The organism is Streptomyces sp. SolWspMP-5a-2 (assembly GCF_900091845.1).
GTDB lineage: Bacteria > Actinomycetota > Actinomycetes > Streptomycetales > Streptomycetaceae > Streptomyces > Streptomyces doudnae.
In genome coordinates this window covers 18,571-43,033 of the sequence record NZ_FMCI01000175.1, presented here as the reverse complement: position 1 = coordinate 43,033, position 24,463 = coordinate 18,571, and the positions used below count along the sequence as shown (strand labels likewise).

21 protein-coding genes and 1 pseudogene are annotated in these 24,463 nt (G+C 73.0%); 12 read left to right on the top strand and 10 right to left on the bottom strand.

Annotation, left to right across the window (positions count from 1 at the left end):
* Window positions 1-37 precede the first annotated feature (37 nt).
* The 4 genes from GA0115242_RS18125 to GA0115242_RS18110 all read left to right on the top strand — a co-directional run bounded on the left by GA0115242_RS18125 (window position 38) and on the right by GA0115242_RS18110 (window position 5,343).
* Complete coding sequence (locus GA0115242_RS18125) at window positions 38-721, top strand: DUF3105 domain-containing protein (RefSeq protein WP_093829711.1); 684 nt, start codon at window positions 38-40, stop codon at window positions 719-721.
* Window positions 718-1,341 carry a DUF305 domain-containing protein gene (locus GA0115242_RS18120; RefSeq protein ID WP_093829709.1) on the top strand — a complete coding sequence of 208 codons (624 nt, stop codon included), beginning with the start codon at window positions 718-720 and terminating at the stop codon, window positions 1,339-1,341. Before GA0115242_RS18125 ends, GA0115242_RS18120 begins: the two co-directional genes overlap by 4 nt.
* Window positions 1,342-1,594: 253 nt before the next feature.
* Window positions 1,595-3,496: a S53 family peptidase gene (locus tag GA0115242_RS18115; protein ID WP_237549143.1), complete on the top strand. Its 1,902-nt coding sequence runs from the start codon at window positions 1,595-1,597 to the stop codon at window positions 3,494-3,496.
* Window positions 3,497-3,588: 92 nt separating this feature from the next.
* Window positions 3,589-5,343 (top strand): NAD+ synthase, encoded by a 1,755-nt coding sequence (locus GA0115242_RS18110; RefSeq protein WP_093829705.1) that lies wholly within the window; start codon window positions 3,589-3,591, stop codon window positions 5,341-5,343.
* Window positions 5,344-5,355: 12 nt separating this feature from the next.
* Here GA0115242_RS18110 and GA0115242_RS18105 read toward each other — a convergent pair whose 3' ends face one another.
* The 6 genes from GA0115242_RS18105 to GA0115242_RS18080 form a co-directional block, all read right to left on the bottom strand.
* A complete protein-coding gene (locus GA0115242_RS18105) occupies window positions 5,356-6,363 on the bottom strand; it encodes a hypothetical protein (protein WP_093829703.1) in 1,008 nt (335 codons plus the stop codon).
* A gap of 25 nt (window positions 6,364-6,388) precedes the next feature.
* Window positions 6,389-6,985, bottom strand: a complete 597-nt coding sequence (locus tag GA0115242_RS18100; protein WP_093829701.1) for a PadR family transcriptional regulator — start codon at window positions 6,983-6,985, stop codon at window positions 6,389-6,391.
* A 187-nt stretch (window positions 6,986-7,172) separates the two neighbouring features.
* Window positions 7,173-8,393 (bottom strand): MFS transporter, encoded by a 1,221-nt coding sequence (locus GA0115242_RS18095; protein WP_093829699.1) that lies wholly within the window; start codon window positions 8,391-8,393, stop codon window positions 7,173-7,175.
* A gap of 87 nt (window positions 8,394-8,480) precedes the next feature.
* Window positions 8,481-9,539 carry an endonuclease/exonuclease/phosphatase family protein gene (locus GA0115242_RS18090; protein ID WP_093829697.1) on the bottom strand — a complete coding sequence of 353 codons (1,059 nt, stop codon included), beginning with the start codon at window positions 9,537-9,539 and terminating at the stop codon, window positions 8,481-8,483.
* Window positions 9,540-9,723: 184 nt separating this feature from the next.
* Window positions 9,724-10,353, bottom strand: coding sequence for a TetR/AcrR family transcriptional regulator (locus GA0115242_RS18085; RefSeq protein ID WP_093829695.1), 630 nt, complete (start codon window positions 10,351-10,353; stop codon window positions 9,724-9,726).
* Window positions 10,354-10,413: 60 nt separating this feature from the next.
* The gene (locus GA0115242_RS18080) at window positions 10,414-12,012 is read right to left on the bottom strand and encodes an MFS transporter (protein WP_176729846.1); all 1,599 of its coding nucleotides are present in this window, start codon (window positions 12,010-12,012) and stop codon (window positions 10,414-10,416) included.
* A 236-nt stretch (window positions 12,013-12,248) separates the two neighbouring features.
* On the opposite strand from GA0115242_RS18080, the gene panB reads away from it, so the two are divergent.
* The 3 genes from panB (at window position 12,249) to GA0115242_RS18065 (ending at window position 15,095) form a co-directional block, all read left to right on the top strand.
* Window positions 12,249-13,115 carry a 3-methyl-2-oxobutanoate hydroxymethyltransferase gene (gene panB / locus GA0115242_RS18075; RefSeq protein WP_093829691.1) on the top strand — a complete coding sequence of 289 codons (867 nt, stop codon included), beginning with the start codon at window positions 12,249-12,251 and terminating at the stop codon, window positions 13,113-13,115.
* 139 nt (window positions 13,116-13,254) lie between these two features.
* Window positions 13,255-14,280: an ATP-binding cassette domain-containing protein gene (locus GA0115242_RS18070; RefSeq protein ID WP_093829689.1), complete on the top strand. Its 1,026-nt coding sequence runs from the start codon at window positions 13,255-13,257 to the stop codon at window positions 14,278-14,280.
* On the top strand, window positions 14,277-15,095 hold the full coding sequence (locus GA0115242_RS18065; protein ID WP_093829687.1) for an ABC transporter permease: 819 nt from the start codon (window positions 14,277-14,279) through the stop codon (window positions 15,093-15,095). The genes GA0115242_RS18070 and GA0115242_RS18065 overlap by 4 nt, the downstream gene beginning before the upstream one ends.
* 13 nt (window positions 15,096-15,108) lie before the next feature.
* On the opposite strand, the gene GA0115242_RS18060 is transcribed toward GA0115242_RS18065, so the two are convergent.
* Window positions 15,109-18,387 (bottom strand): BTAD domain-containing putative transcriptional regulator, encoded by a 3,279-nt coding sequence (locus GA0115242_RS18060; RefSeq protein ID WP_093829685.1) that lies wholly within the window; start codon window positions 18,385-18,387, stop codon window positions 15,109-15,111.
* A gap of 189 nt (window positions 18,388-18,576) precedes the next feature.
* Between GA0115242_RS18060 and GA0115242_RS18055 the strand changes: the two genes are divergently transcribed.
* Complete coding sequence (locus tag GA0115242_RS18055; RefSeq protein WP_093829683.1) at window positions 18,577-19,377, top strand: site-2 protease family protein; 801 nt, start codon at window positions 18,577-18,579, stop codon at window positions 19,375-19,377.
* Here the strand turns inward: GA0115242_RS18055 and GA0115242_RS18050 are convergent.
* Both GA0115242_RS18050 and npdG read right to left on the bottom strand, forming a co-directional pair.
* Window positions 19,367-19,598, bottom strand: a pseudogene (locus GA0115242_RS18050) (hypothetical protein). The gene GA0115242_RS18055 and the pseudogene GA0115242_RS18050 sit on opposite strands and share 11 nt — an antisense overlap.
* Before the next feature lie 4 nt (window positions 19,599-19,602).
* Window positions 19,603-20,316, bottom strand: a complete 714-nt coding sequence (npdG, locus tag GA0115242_RS18045) for an NADPH-dependent F420 reductase (RefSeq protein ID WP_093829679.1) — start codon at window positions 20,314-20,316, stop codon at window positions 19,603-19,605.
* A 158-nt stretch (window positions 20,317-20,474) separates the two neighbouring features.
* On the opposite strand from npdG, the gene GA0115242_RS18040 reads away from it, so the two are divergent.
* Both GA0115242_RS18040 and GA0115242_RS18035 read left to right on the top strand, forming a co-directional pair.
* Window positions 20,475-21,089 (top strand): hypothetical protein, encoded by a 615-nt coding sequence (locus tag GA0115242_RS18040; protein ID WP_093829677.1) that lies wholly within the window; start codon window positions 20,475-20,477, stop codon window positions 21,087-21,089.
* 89 nt (window positions 21,090-21,178) lie between these two features.
* Entirely contained in the window at window positions 21,179-22,507 is a 1,329-nt protein-coding gene (locus GA0115242_RS18035; RefSeq protein ID WP_093829675.1) for an MFS transporter, read from the top strand.
* A 28-nt stretch (window positions 22,508-22,535) separates the two neighbouring features.
* Here GA0115242_RS18035 and GA0115242_RS18030 read toward each other — a convergent pair whose 3' ends face one another.
* Complete coding sequence (locus GA0115242_RS18030; protein WP_093829673.1) at window positions 22,536-22,763, bottom strand: hypothetical protein; 228 nt, start codon at window positions 22,761-22,763, stop codon at window positions 22,536-22,538.
* Window positions 22,764-22,821: 58 nt separating this feature from the next.
* Between GA0115242_RS18030 and map the strand changes: the two genes are divergently transcribed.
* Together map and GA0115242_RS18020 are read left to right on the top strand one after the other, a co-directional pair.
* Window positions 22,822-23,679 (top strand): type I methionyl aminopeptidase, encoded by an 858-nt coding sequence (gene map / locus GA0115242_RS18025; protein ID WP_093829670.1) that lies wholly within the window; start codon window positions 22,822-22,824, stop codon window positions 23,677-23,679.
* A 122-nt stretch (window positions 23,680-23,801) separates the two neighbouring features.
* Complete coding sequence (locus GA0115242_RS18020) at window positions 23,802-24,449, top strand: biliverdin-producing heme oxygenase (RefSeq protein WP_093829668.1); 648 nt, start codon at window positions 23,802-23,804, stop codon at window positions 24,447-24,449.
* Window positions 24,450-24,463: the final 14 nt, after the last annotated feature.

Below are 24,463 nucleotides of genomic sequence, written 5' to 3'. Positions count from 1 at the left end.
GACCCGATCGGCACCTTTTCCCAGAAGGACACACCTCATGGGTTCCGCCAAGGCCAAGAACAGCAGCAACGCGGCACGCAAGGCGCGTATAGAGGAGATGCGGCGGGCCGACCAGGCCCGGGAACGACGCAACCGGGTCCTGGCGATCGGCGGGAGCGTCGTGGCGGTCGCCGCGCTGGTCGTCGGCGTGGTCCTCGTCGCGCAGTCCCGGGACGACGGCGACGGCGACGGCGGCGGCAGCGCGACCAGCGACGCCAAGTCCGACGGGCACTTCACGACCGGCGCCGACGGGGTGAAGACCTGGAAGGGCACGCTGAGCCGCAACCACGTCACCAAGACCGTGCAGTACCCGACCGAGCCGCCGGTCGGCGGGGACCACGACCAGGTCTGGATGAACTGCAACGGCAACGTCTACACCAAGCCGCTGAACAACATGAACGCGGTGCACTCGCTGGAGCACGGCGCGGTGTGGGTGACGTACACCGGCAAGGCGGCCAAGGCGGACGTCGAGGCGCTGGCGGCGAAGGTGCGCAAGACGCCGTACACGCTGATGAGCCCGGACGACAAGCAGGCCGACCCGATCATGCTGACGGCGTGGGGCCACCAGCGGACGGTCAAGAGCGCGAGCGACCCGGACGTCGACGCGTTCTTCGAGAAGTTCGTGCAGGGCGAGCAGACCCCGGAGCCGGGCGCCGCGTGCACGGGAGGGCTGTCGCAGTGAGGCAGGTGGGCCTGGTCGCCGGGGCGGCGGCGGTGGCGCTGGTCGCGGCCGGCGCCATAACGTACGCGGTCGCCGAGGACGGCGGCGGCCCGGCGAAGACCCCGACCGCGGACTCGGCGGACGCCGGGTTCGCGCGGGACATGGCGGTCCACCACCAGCAGGCCGTCGAGATGTCGTACATCGTGCGGGACCGCACCGGGGACGAGGAGGTGCGGCGGCTCGCGTACGACATCGCGCAGACCCAGGCCAACCAGCGCGGCATGCTGCTGGGCTGGCTCGACCTGTGGGGGCTGCCGAAGGTGTCGTCCGACCCGCCGATGACCTGGATGGGAATGGGCGGCATGGTCTCCGGCGAGGACGGGGCGCTGATGCCGGGGATGGCGACCGACACGGAGCTGAAGCGGCTCGGCACGCTCAACGGGCGCAAGGCCGAGGTCTTCTTCCTCCAGCTGATGACGGACCATCACAAGGGCGGCATCCACATGGCCGAGGGCTGTGTCGCCAAGTGCACGGTCGGCGTGGAGAAGCGGCTCGCGCAGGGCATGGTCGACGCGCAGGAGTCGGAGATCCGGCTGATGGCCGATCTGCTCAAGGCCCGGCACGCCGCGCCCCGTTCGTAGCCGTCGGTCATGGCCGTCATCCGGAGGAAAGCCCCAATTCGCCCCGTCTGACGCTTCTTTGGGCTTCTCTTGGCTTCCGCATTCCCCTGGCATGAACGGTTCATCGCAAGAGTGTGCGCAACCGCGTGATCCTTTCCCGCGCCCCCGCCGCGGCGCGGACCCGGAGGGACCACCGCCGACCACACATGCGAAGAACCGCATCGCAGGGGGTTCTATGAGATCCAACCGCGCCCACATACGCGCCGGAGTGAGCATGGCGGCGACACTGCCGATGCTCGCCGGCGCGCTCGCGCTCGGCATCCCCGCGGCGCACGCCGCGGACAGCACCGGCCGGGACACCATCGCCGGCACCAAGCCCGCGTGGGCCACCGCGAAGGCGGACCGGGGCGCCGCCCCGGACGGCGCCCCGGTCTCCGCCCGGGTGTATCTGGCGGGGCGGGACGCCTCCGGGCTCGCGGCCTACGCCAAGGCCGTGTCCGACCCGGACTCCGCCTCCTACGGCACATACCTCACCGCCGCGCAGACCCGCTCCCGCTTCGGCGCCACCGGGGCCCAGGTGGCCGCCGTCCGCTCGTGGCTCACCTCGGCGGGCCTGAAGGTGACCGGCGTCAGCACGCACTACGTCTCCGTCTCCGGCGACGTGGCCGCCGCCGAGAAGGCGTTCGGCACCCAGCTGCACACCTACACCAAGGGCGCGGGGACCTACCGCGCCCCGGCCGGGACCGCCTCGGCGCCGGAGAGCCTGAACGGCGCCGTCCTGACCGTCACAGGCCTGGACAACGCGCCCCACAAGGCCCGCCACGCCGACACGCTCCCCGAGCCCGGCCTGGTGTTCAAGAACGCGGGACCGTTCTCCTCGTACTACGGCTCGAAGACGGCGACCACGCTGCCGAGCGCGTACGGCAAGAAGATCCCGTACGCCGTGAAGGGCTACACCGGCAAGCAGCTCCGGTCCGCGTACGGCGCGGGCGACTGGACCGGCCAGGGCGTGCGGGTCGCGATCACCGACGCCTACGCCTCCCCGACCATCGCCTACGACGCGGCCACCTACGCGAAGAAGCACGGGGACGCGGGCTGGAAGACCGGCCAGCTCCGCCAGTCGCTGCCGTCCGGGTACACCAGGACCGAGGAGTGCGACGCGTCCGGCTGGTACGGCGAGGAGACCCTGGACGTCGAGGCCGTGCACGCGGTCGCGCCCGCCGCGAACGTCACCTACGTGGGCGCCGCCTCCTGCTACGACGACGATCTGCTCGACTCGCTCAGCAAGGTCGTCGACAACCACCTCGCCGACATCGTCTCCAACTCGTGGGGCGACATCGAGGCCAACCAGACGCCCGACCTCGCCGCCGCCTACGACCAGGTGTTCCAGTTCGGCGCGGTCGAGGGCATCGGCTTCTACTTCTCCTCGGGCGACAACGGCGACGAGGTCGCCAACACCGGCACCAAGCAGGTCGACACCCCGGCCGACTCGGCGTGGGTGACCGCGGTCGGCGGCACCTCGCTGGCCGTCGGCAAGGGCGACACGTACCTCTGGGAGACCGGCTGGGGCACCCAGAAGGCGAGCCTGTCGGCCGACGGCAAGAGCTGGACCGCCTTCCCCGGCGCGTTCACCTCGGGCGCGGGCGGCGGCACCAGCGCGACCGTGGCCCAGCCCTTCTACCAGAAGGGCGTCGTGCCGAACCGGCTCGCCAGGGCCCGCAGCGCGGCCGGCAACCGCGTCGTCCCGGACATCGCGGCGATCGCCGACCCGAACACCGGCTTCCGGGTCGGCCAGACCCAGACCTTCCCCGACGGGTCGCAGCAGTACGCCGAGTACCGGATCGGCGGCACCTCGCTCGCGGCCCCGGTGGTCGCGGCCGTCCAGGCGCTGGCGCAGCAGGCGCGCGGCGGCAAGGCGCTCGGCTTCGCCAACCCGGCGATCTACGCCAAGTACGGCACGAAGGTCTACCACGACGTCACCGACAACCCGACCGGCTCGGGTCTCGCGGTGGCCCGGGTGGACTTCGCCAACGGCTACGACGCCACCGAGGGACTGCTGACCTCGGTCCGCAGCCTCGGCAAGGACAGCTCGCTGTCGGCGAGGAAGGGCTACGACGACGTCACCGGCGTGGGCTCGCCCGCGAAGGGCTACGTCGACTCGTACCGCCGCCACTGAGCGGCCGGCCGGCCTGCCTCTGATGGGGTGGCGTGGGGTGCACCACACCCCGCGCCACCCCATCGCGTCGCTCTGACGATTACACTGGCGGAGTGCCTCAACTTCGTCTCGCCCTGAACCAGATCGACTCGCGGGTCGGCGACATCGCCCGGAACAGCCAGACGATCCTCGACTGGACCCGGCACTCCGCCGCCCAGGGAGCCCACCTCGTGGCGTTCCCCGAGATGGCGCTGACCGGCTACCCGGTGGAGGACCTGGCGCTGCGCTCCTCCTTCGTCGAGGCCAGCCGCACGGCCCTGCGCACGCTCGCCGCGCGCCTCGCCGAGGAGGGCCTCGGCGACCTGCCGGTCGTCGTCGGCTACCTCGACCGCTCCGCCACCGCCCAGCCCCGCTACGGCCAGCCGGCCGGTGCCCCGCGCAACGCGGCGGCCGTCCTGCACGGCGGTGAGGTCGCCCTCACCTTCGCCAAGCACCACCTGCCGAACTACGGCGTCTTCGACGAGTTCCGCTACTTCGTGCCCGGCGACACCCTGCCGGTGGTGCGGGTGCGCGGGGTCGACGTGGCGCTGGCCATCTGCGAGGACCTCTGGCAGGACGGGGGCCGGGTGCCCGCGGCGCGCTCGGCGCGGGCCGGACTGCTGCTGTCGGTGAACGCCTCCCCCTACGAGCGCGACAAGGACGACACCCGGCTCGAACTGGTCCGCAAGCGCGCCCAGGAGGCCGGCTGCACCACCGCCTACCTGGCGATGATGGGCGGCCAGGACGAGCTGGTCTTCGACGGCGACTCGATCGTCGTCGACCGGGACGGCGAAGTGATCGCGCGGGCCCCGCAGTTCGAGGAGGGCTGCGTGGTGCTGGACCTGGAGCTGCCCGCCGCCGAGCCCGACGCGCCGACCGGCACCGTCGACGACGGGCTGCGGATCGACCGGGTCGTGCTCTCCGCGGACCCGGTCCCGGCCTACCCGCCGGAGGTCCCCGGCGGCCAGGCGCAGCGTCTGGACGACGACGAGGAGATCTATTCGGCGCTGGTCGTCGGGTTGCGGGCGTACGTCGTCAAGAACGGCTTCCGCTCCGTGCTGATCGGCCTCTCCGGCGGCATCGACTCGGCGATCGTGGCGGCCATCGCCTGCGACGCGCTCGGCGCGGAGAACGTGCACGGCGTGTCGATGCCGTCCAAGTACTCCTCGGACCACTCGAAGGGCGACGCGGCGGAGCTGGCCCGGCGGACCGGGCTCAACTTCCGCACCGTGCCGATCGCGCCGATGTTCGACGCGTACATGGAGTCGCTGGGGCTGACCGGGCTCGCCGAGGAGAACCTCCAGGCCCGGCTGCGGGGCACCACGCTGATGGCGATCTCCAACCAGGAGGGGCACATCGTGCTGGCGCCCGGCAACAAGTCCGAGCTGGCGGTGGGCTACTCCACGCTGTACGGCGACGCGGTGGGCGCCTACGGTCCGATCAAGGACGTCTACAAGTCGTCGGTGTTCCGGCTCGCCGAGTGGCGCAACCGGGCCGCCGCCGCGCGCGGGCAGACCCCGCCGATCCCGGAGAACTCGATCACCAAGCCGCCCAGCGCGGAGCTGCGCCCCGGCCAGGTCGACACGGACTCGCTGCCCGACTACCCGGTCCTGGACGCGATCCTGGAGCTGTACGTCGACCGGGACCAGGGCGCCGACGCGATCGTGGCGGCGGGGTTCGACCCGCAGCTCGTCGCGAAGACGCTGCGGATGGTGGACACCGCGGAGTACAAGCGGCGCCAGTACCCGCCGGGCACGAAGATCTCGCCGAAGGGGTTCGGCAAGGACCGCCGCCTGCCGATCACCAACGGCTGGCGCGAGTCGCTCTGAGCCCGGGGCGGCTCAGACCGGGTCCGGCACGGGGGCGCCGAACCGTTCGACGAGCATCCGCACGCAGTCGAAGGCGGGCTTGGGCGTGTAGTCGTCGGTGGTGAGCCCGAAGCGGTGGAAGAGACCGGCCCTGGCGGTGTCGGCGTCGCGGAGCGCGAAGTGCGTGTAGCCGCTCAGGTGGAGGCGCTCGCGCTGGGCGGCGAGCGCCTCGACGACGGTCTCGACGACGTCGGCCTGCCGGTGCTCGGGGCGCCCGGGTCCGGTCGGCCAGCCGTGCTCGGTGATGTGCAGCGGCAGCCGCCCGAGCCCCGCGGGCGCGAGCACCGCCTCCCGGTGGTGGCGCAGCAGCCCCTCGACGGCGCCCGCGAGGTCGGACGCGGCGACGGGGTGGAAGACGTCGGGGAAGAAGTCCAGGCCGACATAGTCCAGGGCGTCGGTGAACTCCGCTCCGCCGAGGCCGGTCAGCTCGGTGACGAAGGAGGCCGCGGGGCCGAGGAGCGGGGTGGTGTTGAAGCCGAACCGCAGGTGCGTGTGGCCGAGTTCGCGGGCGCGGGCACGCGCGGCGGGCACCCCGCGCACGATCGCCTCGCGCACCCGCGGGTAGCAGCCGTCCAGCACCGGGTTGGACGTGACGTCGGGTTCCTCGGCCACCTGGAGCGTGTCGGTGACCGCGCCGTACTGCTCGACCAGCTCGCACAGGAAGGCGCAGTAGCCGTCGACGTCACCGGTCAGGGACCGGTACTGCGCCACCAGGTCGAGACGGCGGCCGCGGACGGCGTACCGGGCGGCGTCGGCCGGGGCCGCGGTGGCGTGCGGTCCGCCGGGGCGGGTGATGTCGTCGAAGGCGGTGTAGGCGCGGACCAGGAACGGGCGGCCCGGCCTGCCCTGGAGGCGGTCGAGCAGGTACGACACCCGGGCCGGGTCGTCGGGCGGGCCCTGGGCCAGGCCCCCGGTGTCGTCACCGGCGGCTCCGCCCGGGTAGATCCCGAAGAGGAGGCCGTCATGCGTGGTCGGTGTCACTCGTCCGATTCCTTTCGGTACGGCGTCACGGGGGTGTGGAGGTCGGCGCCGGGCCGGTGGGCGGCGCCAGGGAGCCGGTGCGCAGCTCCTCGACGACCGACGCGATCCAGGCCGCCTCGGCGCGCGCGAGGCTGAGCGCGTACTCGGCCTCGATGACGTGCAGGCGGGGCACCCCGGCCGCCAGGGCCGCCGCTAGGCGCTCCTCGTCGGCGGCCGTGCGCGAGCGCAGCCGCCGCAGCCGCTCGGTGAGGGCGTCCGCGGCGCCGTCCGTGCCGAGGGCGCCGAGGTGGGCGACCGCGCCCAGGAAACGGGGGAACTCCCGTTCCGGGGTGCGGATCTGGGAGTCGAGCCGCCGGACGAGTTCGCGCCGGCCGTCCTCCGTGAGGGCGTAGACGGTCCGCTCCGGGCGGTTCCCCGAGCGTTCCCTGGCCCGTGGGGCGAGCCAGCCCGCCCCGGTCAGGGCGGCGACGGTGTTGTAGAGGGTGCCCCGGGTGATCGCGGCCGCGTGGTGGTCGCTGCGTTCGCGCAGTGCGGCGAGCATCCGGTGCGGGTGCGCGGGCCCTTCGAGCAGCAGGCCCAGCACCGCGAGGACGATGGGGTTGTCGAGGGCGCGACGCGACATGGTCGAAACGTATCAGTCCAAATGGACTGCCGTAAGCCCGAGCGCCCACCCGATGGACCGGGGGGTCCGCTGGATGGGCGCGGGGTGGGGCGGGGCCACGGAGGGTGCGGTCAGGTAGCAGGTGCCCCGGGCAGCACATGAGGCCGGGGAGCGGATGTCCCCGGCCTCACCGGTTGTGCGCGGGCGGTCAGTTGGGCTGGTGGGTTCGTTCCTGGTGGTGCGGCAGGTGCGCGGCCACCACGCGTTCGCGGCCCGGTACGGCCCTCCGCCGGTCCACGACCGCCGCCGTCGCCGCCACCGCGAGGCCGAGCACCGCGAGGGCCGCGCCCGCCAGGGCCGGGGACGTCGTCCCGAAGCCCGCCGCGAGGGCCAGGCCGCCGATCCAGGCGCCGCCCGCGTTGGCGAGGTTGAAGGCCGCCTGGTTGGCGGAGGAGGCGAGGGAGGGCGCCGTCGCGGCCTTCTCCATCACCATGAGCTGCAGGGGCGAGCCGGTGACGAAGGCCGCCGCGCCCAGCAGCACCACGGCGAGCGCCGCGCTCCACTCGGCCCGCATCAGGACCGGGAACAGGGCGAGGACGACCACGAGGGACGTCAGGCCGCCGAAGAGGGTGCCGCGCACGGCGTGGTCGGCGAGGCGTCCGCCCGCCAGGTTGCCGATGGTCGCGCCGACGCCGAAGAGGGCGAGCAGCACGGTGACGCTGCCCGCGGCGAACCCGGCCGCGTCGGTGAGCATCGGCGCGATGTAGCTGTAGGCGGCGAAGAGCGCGCCGAACCCGGCGACCGTGGTGCCGAGCGCGAGCCAGACCGGCAGCGAGCGCAGCGCGGCGAGTTCGCCGCGCAGGCCGGCGGCGGGGGCGTGCGCGCGGTCGTGCGGGATGAGCAGGGCGAGCGCCGTGATGGCGAGCAGGCCGATCGCGCCGACGCCGAGGAAGGCGGCCCGCCAGCCGAGGTGCTGGCCGACCAGGGTGGCCGCGGGGACTCCGGCGATGTTGGCGATCGTCAGGCCGAGGAACATCAGGGAGACCGAGCGGGCCCGGCGTTCCGGTGCCACCAGGCCGGTGGCGACGACCGCGCCGACGCCGAAGAAGGCGCCGTGCGGGAGACCGCTGAGGAAGCGGGCGGCGAGCAGGGTGTGCTGGTCGGGCGCGAGCGCGGAGAGCGCGTTGCCCACGACGAACAGGACCATCAGGCCGATGAGAACCGTGCGGCGGGACATCCGCGCGGTGACGGCGGCGAGCAGCGGCGCGCCGATGACGACGCCGAGCGCGTAGGCCGAGACCAGGTGTCCCGCGGTGGGGAGGGAGGTGTGCAGGTCGTCCGCGACGTCCGGCAGCAGCCCCATCATGACGAATTCGGTGGTGCCGATGCCGAAGGCGCCCACGGCGAGGGCGAGCAGGGCCAGGGGCATGAAGTGCCTGAGCCTTTCCGGTAGTGCGTTCCGTCTCTGTATGTTCAGGGACGGAACAAAGCCTCCCAGGCTCAGTATTCCGGCGGGTTACGAGTCCGTGTCGAGCTTCACACGGGCAGCCACCGGGAGGTGGTCGCTCCCGGTCCTCGGCAGCGTCCAGGAGGTGATGGGCTCCACGTCCTTGACCATGATCTGGTCGATCCTGGCCATCGGGAACGCGGCGGGCCAGCTGAACCCGAACCCGTTGCCCGCGGCGCCCTGGGTGGAGCGGAGCTGCGAGGTGACGCCGTTGAGGGAGCGGTCGTTCATGGTGCCGTTCAGGTCGCCGAGGAGGATTTTCCGGGAGAGCGGCTCGTCGGCGATCGCCTCGCCCAGGGCGTCGGCGCTGGTGTCGCGCTGCCGGGCGGTGAACCCGGCCTCCAGCTTCACCCGCACCGAGGGCAGGTGGGCGACGTAGACGGCGACGGCGCCCTCGGGGGTGTCCACGGCGGCGCGCATCGCGCGGGTCCAGCCGAGCTTGATGTCGACGGACTTCACGCCGGTCATCGGGTACTTGCTCCAGAGCCCGACGGTGCCCTGCACCGAGTGGTAGCGGTAGGTGGAGGCGAGGGCCTTCACGTAGACCGGGGCGGCCGAGGTGGAGAGTTCCTCCAGGGCGACCACGTCGGCGCCGGAGGCGGCCACGTCGCGGGCGGTGCCGGACGGGTCGGCGTTGTCGGCGTTGACGTTGTGGGTGGCCACCGTGAGGTCGCCGGAGGTGCCCGCGCCCTCGGCCTTGTCGAACAGGAGCCCGCCGAAGAGGTTCAGCCAGACCGCCCCGGGCAGCACCACGGCGATCAGCGCCGTCGCCGACCTGCGCACCAGGGCGAGCAGGAGCAGCAGCACCACGAGTACGCCGATCCAGGGCAGGAACGTCTCGGTGAGGCTGCCGAGGTTGCCGATCCGGTTGGGGATCTGCGCGTGCAGCACCATCACCAGCGCGAGGACCGCCGCGATCGCCGCGAGCACCAGGCCGCGCCGCCAGATCCGGGGGTCGCCGCGCCAGCCGGACACCCCGCGGGACACCAGGCGCCGGAACCGGGTCACCCGGCGCTCGGGACCCGAGCCGCCGTCGTCCGTCTCCGTCACGTACGCCTGTTGCGCCATACCGTCGCCTCACTGCCTGCCGTGCATGCCGTCCGTCCCCCCGTGTCCTGAAGACCCTAGGGGATGATCGGGTCCGTTCCGCCGTCCCATGACGGCCGTACGGGCAAAGGACGAACGGACGGGTGCCGGGAGTTCCGTCCGCGGCGGGGAAACAGCGCTCTGTGACACAACGCTCACAGCGGCGCTACGCGCTGGGCGAACTGACGGGGCGTAGTCCGGCGAGCAGGGTGTCGACGATCTGCTCGGAGAGTCCGGCGGGCAGTTCGGCGTCCGGGCGCATCACCGTGCGCACCAGCATGGGACCGACGAAGCAGTCGTTGAGGAGGTCGATGTCGACGTCGGCGCGGAGTTCACCGGCCGCCTGGCCGCGGCGCAGGATCTCCAGCTGGAGTCTGCGCCGCGGGTCGACGACCGCCGCGTGGTAGGCCTTCCAGACCTTGGGGCTGCTCTTCATCTGCGCGAACACGTTGTGCAGCAGGACCGAGGAGCGGCTCACCAGACCCCGTCTGCGCAGTTGTTCGAGGACGGCGACGAGGTCGTCCCGCATCGAGGTGCCGGGCAGCTCCGGGTCGGCGGGCTCGGCGCACCGGACGACGTCGACGAAGAGTTCCTCCTTGCCCGGCCAGCGCCGGTAGATGGTGGCCTTGCCGACGCCCGCGGTCCTGGCGATGCGCTCGATGGACAGCTCGGCGAGCGGGACGCCGTCCTCCAGGAGCTTCATCACGCCCTCGACGATGGCCCGTTCGGCTGCCTCGCTGCGGGGGCGTCCGCGTGCGGGGCCACCGGATTCGGCTGCGCTGTCGGCCAGGCTCACCCTTGCGTCCCTTCCTCGACGTGGAGCGATTGTCCCCCGTGCGCCGGTGCCGGCGAACCGTCACTCCCGGGCGGCGGCCAGCTCCTTCTCGTCGGCGTCCTGCGGGCGGGCCTGCGGCCTGCCGGGCAGGAAGAGGGCCACCACGACGGCGCCGACGAGCGCGACGCCCGCGCCCCAGACGGCGGTGACGTGCATCGCGTGCAGGAAGGCGTCGTGGGCCGGGGTGACCAGGGCCGCGCCGCGCGGGCCGAGCTTCTCGGCGATGCCGAGGGTGGCCTCGATGGACTCGCCCGCGGTGCCGCGCAGCCCGGCCGGGAGGGCGCCGAGGCTGCCCTCGATGCCGTTGCGGTAGGCGGTGGAGAGCACCGAGCCGAGGACGGCGATGCCGAGCGCGCCGCCGACCTGCCGGAAGGTGTTGCTGAGCGCGGACGCGGAGCCCGCCTTCTCGCGGGGCAGGGCCTGCATGATGACGACGCTGGTCGGCGTCATGATGTGCGCCATGCCGGTGCCCATGAGGAAGAAGATGACCTCCAGGAGCCAGATCGGGGTCTTCGCGTCGAGGGTGGCGAAGGCGGCCAGCATCGCGGCGATGATCAGCATTCCGGCGGTGGTGGTGGCCCGGTTGCCGAACCGGTCGACGACCAGCCGGGCGCGCGGCGCGAAGATGAGCTGCGCGACGGCCAGCGGGAGCATCAGCAGGCCGGTCTGCAACGGCGTGTAGCCGCGCACGCTCTGGGTGTAGAAGACGGCGAAGAAGGTGACGCCCATCAGCGCGAAGAAGACCAGCGCGATGGCGGCCATGGCGGCCGAGAAGACCTTGTTGCGGAAGTAGGTGACGTCCAGCGAGGGGTGGTCGCTGCGCTTCTCGAACACCACGAAGGCGATGAGGACGGCGATGCCCGCGCCGATGGTCGACAGCACCTTGGCGTCGGTGAAGTCGGCGAGTTCGCCGCCCTTGATGATGCCGTAGACGAGCAGGACCAGGCCGACGACGGAGAGCACGACGCCGACCGGGTCGATCCGGCCGGGGCGCGGGTCGCGGGAGTCGGGCACCAGCCACACCATCAGGACGAGCGCGATCAGCACGATCGGCACGTTGATGAGGAAGACCGAGCCCCACCAGAAGTGGTCGAGGAGGACGCCGCCGGTGATCGGGCCGATGGCGATGGCGAGGCCGACGCCGCCCGCCCAGATGCCGATGGCCTTGGGCTGCTCCTCGCGCTCGAAGACGTTCATGAGGACGGCGAGGGTCGCCGGCATCACGAACGCGGCGCCCAGGCCCATGACCGCGCGGAACGCGATGAGCTGGGCGGGCGTGCCGGACTCGGCGGCGAGGGCGGAGCCGAGGCCGAACACGACGAGGCCGCCGAGCAGGATCTTCTTGCGGCCGAGCCGGTCGCCGAGGAGCCCGGCGCTGAACAGCAGGCCCGCGAAGACGAGGGTGTAGGCGTTGATCGCCCACTCCAACTGGCTCTGGGTGGCGCCCAGTCCGGTGGGCGCGGGGGTGGAGATCGTCTTGACGGCGACGTTCAGGATCGAGTTGTCGAGCACCACGATCAGCAGGCTCAGCATCAGCACGCCGAGGATCGCCCAGCGGCGCCGGTGCACCGCCTCGGGTATCCGGGGGGCTTCGCCGACCCGGTCGGCAGGAGTAGTCATGGGCACGACCCTAGAAGCAATTCCAATACGGAACCGTCTCGTATTGGAAATCCTTTACGGAGTGCCGTCGAACCTTTGCCCGATCCTTGGAATCGGACCTAGGCCGCCGGTCGTAGGCCCCGGGGTGACCGACCTCGCGCGCACCGGTCTGGCAGCGCGCCACCCGGGATGCCACCATGGAGGAGATCCGGGGACGCCGTCAGGGTGCCTCGAGATGACTTGAAGGAGCCGTTGCGATGACGCAGCTTTCGGCTGCCCACGACAAGCCCTCCGACAGCGGCAAGGCGCTGTACGGGGGCAAGGGCACACGTCGCATCACCGTGCGCGACATCACCCTCGCCAAGGAGCGCGGCGAGAAGTGGCCCATGCTCACCGCCTACGACGCGATGACCGCGTCCGTCTTCGACGAGACCGGCATCCCGGTCCTGCTCGTCGGCGACTCGGCGGGCAACTGCCACCTCGGGTACGAGAGCACCGTGCCCGTCACCCTCGACGAGATGACGATGCTGGCCGCCGCGGTGGTCCGCGGCACCCGGCGCTCGCTGATCGTCGGCGACCTCCCCTTCGGCTCCTACCAGGAGGGCCCGGTGCAGGCGCTGCGCTCGGCGACCCGGCTGGTCAAGGAGGCCGGGGTGGGCGCCGTCAAGCTGGAGGGCGGTGAGCGCTCGCACCGGCAGATCGAGCTGCTCGTCGAGTCCGGCATCCCGGTCATGGCGCACATCGGCCTCACCCCGCAGTCCGTGAACGCCATGGGCTACCGGGTGCAGGGCCGCGGCGAGGAGGCCGCGCAGCAACTCCTGCGGGACGCGAAGGCCGTGCAGGACGCGGGCGCGTTCGCGGTCGTCCTTGAGCTGGTGCCCGCCGAGCTGGCGGCCGAGGTCACCTCGGTGCTGCACATCCCGACCGTCGGGATCGGCGCGGGCCCCGACACCGACGCCCAGGTCCTGGTCTGGACCGACATGATGGGGCTGACCCCGGGCCGGGTGCCGAAGTTCGTCAAGAAGTACGCCGGGCTGCGCGAGGTGATGGGCGACGCGGTGCGCGCCTTCGCCGACGACGTGGTCGGCGGCGCGTTCCCGGCGGAGGAGAACTCCGTCCACTGATCCACTGCGGCACGGAGCGGCCCGCCGGACTTCCCCCACCGGCGGGCCGCGCCGCCGTCCGCCCCCCTGTCGGTGGCCGGCGGGTCGCTGTAGGTCCGCTGTCGGTCGTTTGTCGGTCGGCGCTGCCAGTCTGTGCCCCATGACGCGAATCGACGACAACCCCAGCGGCGCGGGGAGCGCTGTCACCGTACGGGGGCTGGTCAAGCACTACGGCGAGACCAGGGCGCTGGACGGTGTCGACCTGGACGTGCGCGAGGGCACCGTGATGGGTGTGCTCGGACCCAACGGGGCGGGCAAGACCACCCTGGTGCGCATCCTCTCCACCCTGATCACCCCGGACACCGGCTCGGCCACCGTGGCCGGGTACGACGTGCTGCGACAGCCGCGGCAGCTGCGCCGGGTGATAGGTCTGACCGGGCAGTACGCCTCGGTCGACGAGAAGCTGCCCGGCTGGGAGAACCTGTACATGATCGGGCGGCTGCTCGATCTGCCCCGCAAGACCGCGCGGGCCCGCGCCGACGAGCTGCTGGAGCGGTTCTCCCTCACCGAGGCCGCCAAGCGCCCGACGTCCACCTACTCCGGCGGCATGCGGCGCCGCCTCGACCTCGCCGCCTCGATGATCGGGCGCCCCCAGGTCCTCTTCCTCGACGAGCCCACCACCGGTCTCGACCCGCGCACCCGCAACGAGGTGTGGGCCGAGGTCACGTCGATGGTCGGCGAGGGCGTCACCGTGCTGCTGACCACCCAGTACATGGAGGAGGCCGAGCAGCTCGCCTCCGAGCTGACCGTCGTGGACCGCGGCAAGGTCATCGCGGGCGGCGCCATCGACGACCTGAAGGCGAAGGTCGGCGGCCGGACCCTGCGGGTGCGGCCCGCCGATCCGCTGCGGCTGCGCGCGCTCGCCGCCCACCTCGACGGCCTCGGCATCACCGGGCTCGCCAGCACCGTCGTCGACACCGAGACCGGGAGCTGCCTGGTCCCGATCCTCAGCGACGACCAGCTCACCGCGGTGGTCGGCGCGGTCACCGCGCTCGGCGTCACGATCGGCTCCATCACCACCGAACTGCCCAGCCTGGACGAGGTGTTCCTGTCGCTCACCGGCCACCGCGCCAGTGCCCCGCAGGACACCGTGCCCGCCGAGACCCGCGAGGAGGTCGCCGTATGAGCGCCGCCACCGTCACCCCGCCCGGCACCGCCGACGCCCGCATCCCGCTGCGCGGGCACCTGCGCCACACCGGCGCCCTGATCCGCCGCAACCTGCTGTGGATCCGGCAGGACCCCGAGTCGATGTTCGACGCGCTGCTGATGCCGATCGTCTTCACCCTGCTGTTCGTGTACGTCTTCGGCGGCTCGATCGGACAGGCCCTGGGCGGCGGCCAGGACGGCTACGTGCAGTACGTCATCCCCGGCATGATCGCGATGATGAGCATGACGCTGTCGCAGGGCGTCGGCACCGGGTTCAGCCAGGACTTCAACTCCGGTGTCATGGACCGGTTCCGGTCGCTGCCGATCGGACGCGGCTCGGTGCTGTTCGCGAAGATCTCGGTGGAGCTGACGCGGATGCTCTTCGCGACGGCCGTGCTGATGATCGTCGCCGTGCTGGTCGGCTTCCACATCACGAGCTGGACCGGGCTGCTCGGCGCGGTCGCGCTCTCCACCGTGTTCGCCTCGTCGATCATGTGGGTGTTCCTCACCCTGGGCGTGGTCCTGAAGAGCGCGCAGTCCGTGCAGGCGATGGGCTTCCTGGTGCTGTTCCCGCTCCAGTTCGGCTCGTCGATCTTCGCGCCGACCCAGTCGATGCCGGGCTGGCTCCAGCACTTCACCGACTACAACCCGCTCTCCACGCTGGCCGACGCGGCGCGCGGTCTGATGGTGGGCGGCCCGGTCGCCCACGACCTGTGGATCACCCTCGGCTGGTCGGTGGCGATCACCGCGGTGATGGCGCCGATCGCGATCCACAAATTCCGCACCAAGAGTTGACCCTGACGGCTCGTCAGACCAGGGCGGCGGCCTCCCGGACGGAGAGGCCGCCGCCCTCGGCGTACCCGGCCGCGTACTCCGCCTCGCCCAGGACCGCCCGGGTGCGGCGCACCGCCCGCTCGTAGACGTCCCGTTCCAGGCTGTTCCTGACGTGCCCCGGCTGAAGGTCCGCGTCGGCCGCGCCCAGGCAGCGGGCGGCGTCCCCGGCCCGGCCGCCGCCGTCGAGCGCCGCGAGCGCGGAGGCCGCGACGGTCAGGTAGAAGGCGGGCATCTGGGGGGCGAGCGTCATGGAGAGCGGGTCCTCCGAACCGGCGAGCGCCGCCCGCGCCTTCTCCAGGGCCGGTTCCCAGCGCTCGTCGGCGATCTCCAGGCAGGACTCCGCGCCGAGGATCAGGGCGTCGAAGACGACGAAGTGGGCGATGCCGAACTCGTTGCGCAGCAGCCGCAGTTGCTCGCGGGCCTCGCCGATGCGGCCGGTCATGCCGAGCCAGCCCGCGAGGAACAGCCGGGCCGCGGGCATCGCCTGGTTGGCGAACCCGTCGCTCCGGTCGATCACCTCCCGCAGCATCCGCTCGCCCCGCTCGATGTCGCCGCCCTCCAGCAGCGCGCTGCCCAGCCGGGACTCCAGGACCGCGATCTGGGCGCGGGCACCGAGGTGCTCGGCGTGCTCCATGGCGGACCGGTAGTCGGCGGCGGCCCGCGCCCACTCCCCCTTGCGCTCGTGGGACTCACCGCGCGCCGAGAGCGCCTCCGCGGTGCCCCAGCGGTCGCCCAGGCGCCGGTAGATCTCCAGCGCCTCGTCGGCGTCCCGGGTCGCGCTGCCCGCCCAGTCGGAGCGGTTGGCGAGGATGTTGGCCCGCATCTGGAGACCGGCGGCCAGCTCCCACTCGTACCCGGGGGTGGCGCGGCAGGTGCGGACGGTGGCGTCGACGATCTCGCGCACGCCCGCCATGTCGCGGGTGAGCATGACGGCGAAGAACCAGTACGAGCCCGGGATGCGGCAGGTCTGCGGCATGCCCGGCTCGTAGGTCGCGGCGATCGCGGCCAGCCTGTCCCGGGCGGCGTCGCTCTGCCAGGCGTCCAACTCGGTGTCCATGCAGGCGAGATGGACGAGGTGCAGACCGCGCCTGGCCTCCGCGAGGACCGCGCCGCTCCAGGGCGGCGCGGTGTCCGTGCAGCGCTCCCAGAGCGGCTCGGCGCGGCCCGCGGTGCCGTCGAAGGGGTCGGGGCCGAGCGTGATGATGTCCTGGGACCAGTTGCGGGCCTCGATCCGCAGGTCGCGCATCTGCCAGTACCAGGCGAGCGACAGGACGAGGCAGATCGCGTCCTGCTCGGACCCGGTGACGACGGCGTGCCGCAGCGCGGTGCGCAGGTTCTCGTACTCCCGCTCCAGCGTCCTGACGGCGGCGAGCTGCCCGGCGCCGCGCAGCGCCGCGTCGGTGGTGCGGGCCAGTTCGCGGTAGTAGACCAGGTGGGCGCGCTCCGCCTCGGCCCGGCCCCCGGACTCGTCGAGCCGTTCGCCCGCGTACTCGGCGACGGTCTCCAGGAGCCGGTAGCGCATCGCGCCGTCGTCCGAAGGGGCCGCCACCACCAGGGACTTGTCGACGAGCGTGCCCAGCGACTCCAGGGCGGCCGGGCCGCGGACGGCCTCGGCCGCGGGCAGGTCGCAGCCGCCCGCGAACACCGAAAGGCCGCAGAGCACGGCCCGTTCGTCCGCGTCCAGGAGGTCCCAGGACCAGTCGACGACGGCGCGCAGGGTCTGCTGGCGCGGCAGCACGGTGCGGCTGCCGGAGGTCAGCAGGCGGAAGCGGTCGTCGAGGCGGTCGGCGATCTGGCGGGGGGTGAGCATCCGCAGCCGGGCCGCGGCCAGTTCGATGGCGAGCGGCAGGCCGTCGAGACGGCGGCAGATCTCCGCGCAGGCGCGGGCGGTCTCCTCGTCGGCGTCGACGCGGAAGCCGGGGCGGGCGGCGGCGCCCCGGTCGGCGAGCAGCCGCAGCGCGACCGGCTCGGGCAGTGGTTCCACCGGACGCAGCAACTCCCCCGGCACTCCCAGGGGTTCGCGGCTGGTGGCGAGGACGGTCAGCTCGGGGCAGCGTTCCAGCAGCTCCTCGACGAGCCGGGCGGCCGCGTCGACGACGTGCTCGCAGTTGTCGAGGACGAGCAGCATCCGGCGCCGTCCGCAGTGCTCGGCGAGCCGGTCCACCGGGTCGTCGTGCCGGTCGCCACCGGCCCGCAGCGCGTCGGCGCCCGCGCCGTACAGGACCGTCTCGCGGGCGCCGACGGCGGTGAGCACCGCCTCGGGGACGGCGGCCGGGTCGTCGACGGGTGCCAGTTCGGCGAACCACAGGCCGTCCCGCGCGGTCCGCCGGGCGCTCTCGGCGGCCTCCTGGGAGAGCCGGGTCTTCCCTGCGCCACCGGGCCCCAGCAGCGTGACCAGGCGGGCCGCGGCGAGGTCCTGCCCGATGGTCTCGATGTCGGCCTCGCGTCCGACGAAGGAGGTGAGACGGGCGCGGAGGTTGCCGGGGACGGGCCCGGCGCCCGGCGCCCCGGCCGGGGGCGCGGCGCCGGTGTCGAGCAGCTCCGCGTGCAGGGCGCGCAGTTCGGGCCCCGGGTCGGAGCCGAGCCGGTCGGCGAGGAGCCTGCGCACCTCGTCGTAGGCGGCCAGCGCCTCGGCGGAGCGGCCCGCCTCGCGCAGCGCGCGCAGCCGCAGCGCCTGGAGGGGTTCGTCGAGCGGGTGGCTGTCGCACAGGGCGGTCAGCTCGGGCAGCGCCTGCTCGGCGTGGCCGAGGGCGAGGGCGGCGGTGTGCCGGGCGCGCAGGGCGTCCAGGCGCCTGGCCTCCCAGCGGGCCGCCTCGGCGGTGCGGTCGGGCAGGTCGGCGAGGGCGGGGCCGCGCCACAGGGCGAGGGCGTCGTCGAGGACGACGGCGGCCTTGGCGGGGTCGCCGTCGGCGAGCGCGCGGGTGCCCTCGCCGGTGAGCCGCTCGAACCGGTGCAGGTCGATGTCGTCGGGGGCGGCGGCGAGCCGGTAGCCGCCCTCGGCGGAGGCGACGGCGTCGGCGCCGAGGACCCGGCGCAGCCGTCCGACCAGAGCCTGCACGGCGGCCGGGGCGTCGGCGGGCGGGGCGCCGTCCCACACCTCCTCGACCAGCAGGCCGACGGGCAGGGCGCGGCCGGCCCGCAGGGCGAGCACGGTCAGCAGCGCGCGCAGCCGCGCCCCGCCGACCGGGACGGGGCTGCCGTCGGGCCGGAGTGCCTGGGTGGTGCCGAGGATGCGGTAGCGCACGGGATCCATTCTCTCCGGTGACGCGGGAACGGGTCACGGGGTTGCCGAGGGTCGGCGGGGCGGGGGCGGCGACGGCGGTCGGCCGGGCCGCCGTCAGGGACGGCCGGGTCCCGGAACCCCGGGGCGGGGCGAGGCGTTCCCCGGGCGGGGGCGGTACGGTCGGGCGTCCCACCGCGCGTACGAGAGTCAGGGAGCCCCATGACCACCGCCACCTCCCGCCGCAGCGAGCGGCGGGTCAGTCCCGTCTTCCTCGGCATCCTGGCCGTGACGGCGGTCACGGGCTGGGCCACCTGGACGGGGTTCGCCGAGCAGCCCGGTGTGGCCGTGTTCCTGTTCGTGACGGCGGCCTGGATCGTCTCGCTGTCCCTGCACGAGTACGCCCACGCCCGCACCGCGCTGCACAGCGGGGACATCACGGTCGGCGCCAAGGGGTATCTCACGCTGAACCCGCTGAAGTACACGCACGCGCTGCTGAGCATCGTCCTGCCGGTGGTGTTCCTGATCATGGGCGGCATCGGTCTGCCCGGTGGGGCCGTGTTCATCGAGCGGGGCCGGATCAGGGGGCGCTGGCGCAACAGCCTGGTCTCGGCGGCGGGGCCGCTGACGAACGTCCTCTTCGCGCTCGTGTGCACGGCCCCGTTCTGGCTGGACGCGCTGGACGGCGTGCCGGCGGACTTCCGGTTCGCGCTGGCCTTCCTCGCGCTGCTCCAGGTCACGGCCGCGATCCTGAACTTCCTGCCGGTGCCGGGCCTTGACGGCTACGGCGTGCTGGAGCCGTGGCTGTCCCACGGGGTCAAGCGCCAGGTCGAGCCGTTCGCGCCGTTCGGCCTGCTGTTCGTGTTCGCGCTGCTGTGGGTGCCGTCGGTCAACACGGCGTTCTTCGACCTCGTCCACACCGTGCTCTGCGGCCTGGGCGTCCAGGAGCCGGACACCTACTGCGGGCGGTCGCTGTACCAGTTCTGGCAGGAGACGAACGAGTACTGCCGGATCATCCGGTGACGGACCGGCGGACCTTCTCGCGCTTGACGTAGTACCAGCACATGTTGCTGGTCAGCCCGGCCAGCAGCACCCACACGACGCCGAGCCAGCTTCCCTGGACGAACGAGACGACCGCGGCGGCCACGGCGAGCACGCACAGGACGAGGGTGCAGAGGGCGAGGCGGGGCATGGCGGTCGGCTCCTGTCGGGGGACACTGCTGGCGGCCACCAGTGTCCCCCATCGGCTCAGACGTCGGTGACCCGGAGCCCGGCGTGCGCCTTGTAGCGGCGGTTGACCGAGATCAGGTTGGCGACCAGCGACTCCACCTGGTGGGCGTTGCGCAGGCGGCCCGCGAAGACGCCCCGCATCCCGGCGATGCGCCCGGCCAGGGCCTGCACGATCTCGACGTCGGCGCGCTCCTCGCCGAGCACCATGACGTCGGTGTCGATCTCCGCGATCTCCGGGTCCTGGAGCAGCACGGCCGACAGGTGGTGGAAGGCGGCGGCGACCCGGGAGCCGGGCAGCAGGGCGGCGGCCTGCTCGGCGGCGCTGCCCTCCTCCGGCTTGAGGGCGTAGGCGCCCTTCTTGTCGAAGCCGAGCGGGTTGACGCAGTCGACGACGAGCTTGCCCGTCAGTTCCTCGCGCAGCGATTCGAGGGTCTTGCCGTGGCCCTCCCAGGGCACCGCGACGATCACGACGTCGCTGCGCCGGGCGGTCTCGGCGTTGTCGGCGCCCTCGACGCCGTGGCCGAGCTCGGCGGCGGCGGTCCGCGCGCGGTCGGCGGCCCGGGAGCCGATGATCACCCGCTGTCCGGCCAGGGCGAGCCGGTAGGCGAGTCCCTTGCCCTGCGGGCCGGTCCCGCCGAGCACCCCGACGACGAGCCCGGAGACGTCGGGCAGGTCCCAGGGGTCCTTGGCGGGGGCCTTCGCGGGGGTCTGTGCACTGTCGCTAGAGGTCATGGGCCGACTGTACGTCCGGGCACGTGGGGGCGGCGGGCGGCCGTGGGGCAGGTGAGGCGCGTCACGGTCGGCGCGCGGGCGGCCGCTCGTCACCGGGACGGGGGAACCGTCCGCGAACGGCCGGTGCCGGGGCGGGGTTTGGGGCAGGATGCGCGGACATGGACGCCGTACGGGTCGCGCTGCTGCGTGAAGTGCTCGCCGGGACCGAGTGGTTGGGGGCCACCCGGGGGTTCGCCGGGGCCCTGCGCGGGTCGGTGGTGTCGCACGGGGGCGGGCTGCTGCTCGTCGGGACACCGGGGTACGAGCCGTGGCACCTGGCGGCCCATCTGGTGGACGAGGCGGCCTGGTCGGGGACGCCCGAGCTGACACCGACGCTGGTGCGGCACGGGGCGCGGGCGGCGGACCCGGCGCATCTGGCGGTGGGGCTCGGACGGCTGGCGGCGGCCAGGCGCGGGGAGACGCTGCTGGTGGTGTCGGCGGGCGGGCCGGGGGCGCCGCTCCTGGAGCGGGTGCACGACGCGCGGCGGGCCGGGGCGACGGTGCTGGCGCTGGGTCCGGGTGAGGGGCCCGAGGACGCCGACCTGGCCTCGATGGCGCACGAGACGCTGGCCGTGCCCGAGGGCGCCGAGCTGGACCTGGACACCGTGCAGCATCTGGTGAGCGCGGCGGTCGGTGAGCAGCCGCTGCCCGCGCCGCGCGGCCGCCGCGGGCTGCGCGACCGGCTCTCCCGCCTCGCCGAGCAGTTGACGTCACCGCCCCCGGCCCGCTGGTGAGCGGTGCCGCGCGGACGGCGCAGCCCCGGCCGGTCCCGGCGGAAAAAGTGTTTGCCCGCGGCGGCGGTTCCGGCTGATCATGACCTGTTGTGACCGATGACGCCCCCTCCTCCCGTCTGCGCGCCCTGCTGCCCGATCTCACCCCGTGGCGGGCCTCCGCCGACTTCCGGCGGCTGTGGATCTCCGGGGCGATCTCGACGTTCGGCAGCTTCCTGACCTTCGTCGCGCTGCCGGTGCAGATCAAGGAGCTGACCGGCTCGGCGGCCGCGGTCGGCGCGATCGGGGCGGTGGAGCTGGTGCCGCTGCTCGTGTTCGGGCTCTACGGCGGAGCCCTCGCCGACGCCATGGACAAGCGGAAGCTGATCGTCTGGACGGAGGCGGGGCAGGGGGTGCTGAGCGTGGCGCTGCTGGTCAACGCGCTGCTGCCGCGTCCCGTCGTCTGGCCGCTGTACGTGGTCGCCGCGCTCTCCTCCGCGCTGGTCTCGGTGCAGCGCCCGGCGCTCGACTCGCTCTTCCCGCGGCTGGTCGCGCACGAGCACCTCCCGGCGGCCGCCGCGCTGAACTCGCTGCGCTGGACCGTCGGCGGGGTCGCGGGCCCGGCGCTGGCCGGTGTGGTGGTGGCGTACGCGGGTCTCGGCTGGGCGTACGGCGCCGATCTGCTGACGTTCTTCCTCTCGGTGCTGCTGATCCTCAGGCTCGCCGCCGCGCCCGCCTCCCACGAGGCGGTGAAGCCGTCGCTGCGGGCGATCGCCGAGGGCGCGCGGTACGCGTGGCGGCGCAAGGAGCTGCTGGGCACCTACGCGGTGGACCTCGCCGCGATGTTCCTGGCGATGCCGCTGGCGGTGCTGCCGTTCCTCGCGGACGAGCTGGACGCCGCCTGGTCGCTCGGCCTGATGTACGCGGCCGTCCCGGCCGGTGCCCTGGTGGTGAGCCTGACCAGCGGCTGGACCTCACGGGTCGACCGGCACGGCCGGATGGTGGTGCTCTCGGCCGCGCTGTGGGGGCTGGCGATCGCGGCGGCGGGGGTCGTCGGCAACGTCTGGCTGGTGCTGCTGTTCCTGGCGGTGGCCGGTGGCTGCGACATGGTCAGCGGGATCTTCCGGGGCGCCATGTGGAACCAGACGATCCCGGACGAGCTGCGCGGGCGGCTCGCCGGGATCGAACTGCTGTCGTACTCGGTGGGTCCGACCGTCGGGCAGGTCCGCTCCGGCGGTCTCGCCGCGCTCTACGGCGTGCGCGCCTCGGTCTGGTCGGGCGGGCTGCTGTGCGCGGGGGCGGTCGGGCTGCTGGCGCTGTGCCTGCCGCAGCTGATGCGGTACGACGTGCGCACGAACGAGCACGCGGTGCGGATGCGCGACCGGCGGGCCGCCGCCCAGGACGCCGTCCCGCCGGCCGCCGGGGCCCCGGCCCAGGCGTAGCGCCCGGGACGCGGCACGGCGGCGCGGCTCAGTCGTCCCCGCCGCCGGCGGGGGCGTCGTGCCACTTGGGGTCGGTCTCCCACTCCTGGTTCCGCTCGCGGGCGGTCTCCATCGCGTGCTGCGCCTCCGACCGGGAGGCGTAGGGACCGAAGCGGTCCTTCGCGGGGCACTCGGGCCCCTCCTCGACCTTCTTGTGCTCCAGGCAGTAGTACCACTCGCCCGGTTTGCCGACGGTCCGCTTCTTGAACAGCGCCATGATCTGCTCCTCTCGCCACCCACATGTTCCCCCAAGCCCGCTGGTTAGACTCCCTGACATGTCTGGCCAGTCGCTGCTCGTACCAGGGGAGCTCTCTCCCACCCGCCCGGTGCCCGGGAACATCCGCCGTCCCGAGTACGTCGGCAGGCCCGCGCCGACCCCGTACACCGGGCCGGAGGTGCAGACCCCGGAGACCGTCGAGGCGATGCGCCGGGCCGGGCGGATCGCCGCCCGCGCGATGGCGGAGGCCGCGAAGCTGATCGCGCCGGGGGTCACCACGGACGCGCTGGACGAGGTGGCGCACACCTACATGTGCGACCACGGCGCCTACCCGTCGACGCTGGGCTACCGGGGCTTCCCCAAGTCGCTGTGCACCTCCGTCAACGAGGTGATCTGCCACGGCATCCCGGACTCGACGGTGCTGCGCGACGGCGACATCGTCAATCTGGACGTGACGGCGTACATCGGCGGGGTGCACGGCGACAACAACGCGACGTACCTGGTGGGGGACGTCGACGAGGAGAGCCGCCTGCTGGTGGAGCGGACCCGGGAGGCCCTGGACCGGGCGATCAAGGCGGTCAGGCCCGGCCGGCAGATCAACATCATCGGCCGGGTCATCGAGTCGTACGCCAAGCGGTTCGGGTACGGCGTGGTCCGCGACTTCACCGGGCACGGCATCAACTCGTCGTTCCACTCGGGCCTGATCGTGCCGCACTACGACAGCCCGCACGCGACGACGGTCATCCAGCCCGGGATGACCTTCACGATCGAGCCGATGCTGACGCTCGGCACCCACGAGTACGACCTGTGGGACGACGGCTGGACGGTCGTCACCAAGGATCGCAGGCGCACCGCGCAGTTCGAGGAGACCCTGGTGGTCACGGAGACCGGCGCGGAGATCCTGACCCTGCCGTAGCCCCGGCGCGAGCCCGTGGACCCGCCCCCCTGCTGGGGGCGGGTCTTTTCTTGTACGCTTTTACCGACAGGACGTCGGGAAAGCATTGACTTAGGTAAGGCTTACCTTAGATGATTCGTCCCATGGAGTCCTTCTCGACAGTCATCCGCACCGCGTCCCACGAGCAGCACGTCGAGGCGGAGACCTCGACGTTCATGAGCGACCTGCTCGGCGGCCGGCTCGGCGTGGACGCGTACGCGCGCTACACCGAGCAGCTGTGGTTCGTGTACCAGGCACTGGAGGAGGGCGCCGGGCGGCTGGCGTCCGACCCGGTGGCCGGCCCCTTCATCAGACCCGAGCTGTTCCGCACCGAGGCCCTGGAGCGCGACCTGGCCCATCTGCGCGGCGACGGCTGGCGCGGCGGTCTGACCGCCCTGCCCGCCACCCGCGCCTACGCGGACCGGGTGCGCGAGTGCGCCGAGCGGTGGCCCGCCGGGTACATCGCCCACCACTACACCCGCTACCTCGGCGACCTCTCCGGCGGCCAGATCATCCGCGACAAGGCGGAGAAGACCTGGGGCTTCGAGCGCAAGGGCGACGGCGTGCGCTTCTACGTCTTCGAGGGCATCGACAACCCGGCGGCGTTCAAGCGCGGCTACCGCGAGCTGCTGGACGCCGTCGAGGCCGACGACCTGGAGAAGCAGCGGATCGTGGCCGAGTGCAAGAGGGCGTTCGCGCTCAACACCGGCGTCTTCGCCGCGCTGGGCGAGGAGTTCCCGCTCTCCGCGTGAGCGCTCCCCCGTCC

Excerpts from the sequence above, each read along its gene's own strand:
- GA0115242_RS18125 (WP_093829711.1), top strand. The coding sequence starts at position 38 with ATGGGTTCCGCCAAGGCCAAGAACAGCAGCAACGCGGCACGCAAGGCG.
- GA0115242_RS18115 (WP_237549143.1), top strand. The coding sequence starts at position 1,595 with ATGGCGGCGACACTGCCGATGCTCGCCGGCGCGCTCGCGCTCGGCATC.
- GA0115242_RS18100 (WP_093829701.1), bottom strand. The coding sequence starts at position 6,985 with ATGTCGCGTCGCGCCCTCGACAACCCCATCGTCCTCGCGGTGCTGGGC.
- GA0115242_RS18095 (WP_093829699.1), bottom strand. The coding sequence starts at position 8,393 with ATGCCCCTGGCCCTGCTCGCCCTCGCCGTGGGCGCCTTCGGCATCGGC.
- GA0115242_RS18090 (WP_093829697.1), bottom strand. The coding sequence starts at position 9,539 with ATGGCGCAACAGGCGTACGTGACGGAGACGGACGACGGCGGCTCGGGT.
- GA0115242_RS18080 (WP_176729846.1), bottom strand. The coding sequence starts at position 12,012 with ATGACTACTCCTGCCGACCGGGTCGGCGAAGCCCCCCGGATACCCGAG.
- panB (WP_093829691.1), top strand. The coding sequence starts at position 12,249 with ATGACGCAGCTTTCGGCTGCCCACGACAAGCCCTCCGACAGCGGCAAG.
- GA0115242_RS18070 (WP_093829689.1), top strand. The coding sequence starts at position 13,255 with ATGACGCGAATCGACGACAACCCCAGCGGCGCGGGGAGCGCTGTCACC.
- GA0115242_RS18065 (WP_093829687.1), top strand. The coding sequence starts at position 14,277 with ATGAGCGCCGCCACCGTCACCCCGCCCGGCACCGCCGACGCCCGCATC.
- GA0115242_RS18060 (WP_093829685.1), bottom strand. The coding sequence starts at position 18,387 with ATGGATCCCGTGCGCTACCGCATCCTCGGCACCACCCAGGCACTCCGG.
- GA0115242_RS18055 (WP_093829683.1), top strand. The coding sequence starts at position 18,577 with ATGACCACCGCCACCTCCCGCCGCAGCGAGCGGCGGGTCAGTCCCGTC.
- npdG (WP_093829679.1), bottom strand. The coding sequence starts at position 20,316 with ATGACCTCTAGCGACAGTGCACAGACCCCCGCGAAGGCCCCCGCCAAG.
- GA0115242_RS18040 (WP_093829677.1), top strand. The coding sequence starts at position 20,475 with ATGGACGCCGTACGGGTCGCGCTGCTGCGTGAAGTGCTCGCCGGGACC.
- GA0115242_RS18030 (WP_093829673.1), bottom strand. The coding sequence starts at position 22,763 with ATGGCGCTGTTCAAGAAGCGGACCGTCGGCAAACCGGGCGAGTGGTAC.
- map (WP_093829670.1), top strand. The coding sequence starts at position 22,822 with ATGTCTGGCCAGTCGCTGCTCGTACCAGGGGAGCTCTCTCCCACCCGC.
- GA0115242_RS18020 (WP_093829668.1), top strand. The coding sequence starts at position 23,802 with ATGGAGTCCTTCTCGACAGTCATCCGCACCGCGTCCCACGAGCAGCAC.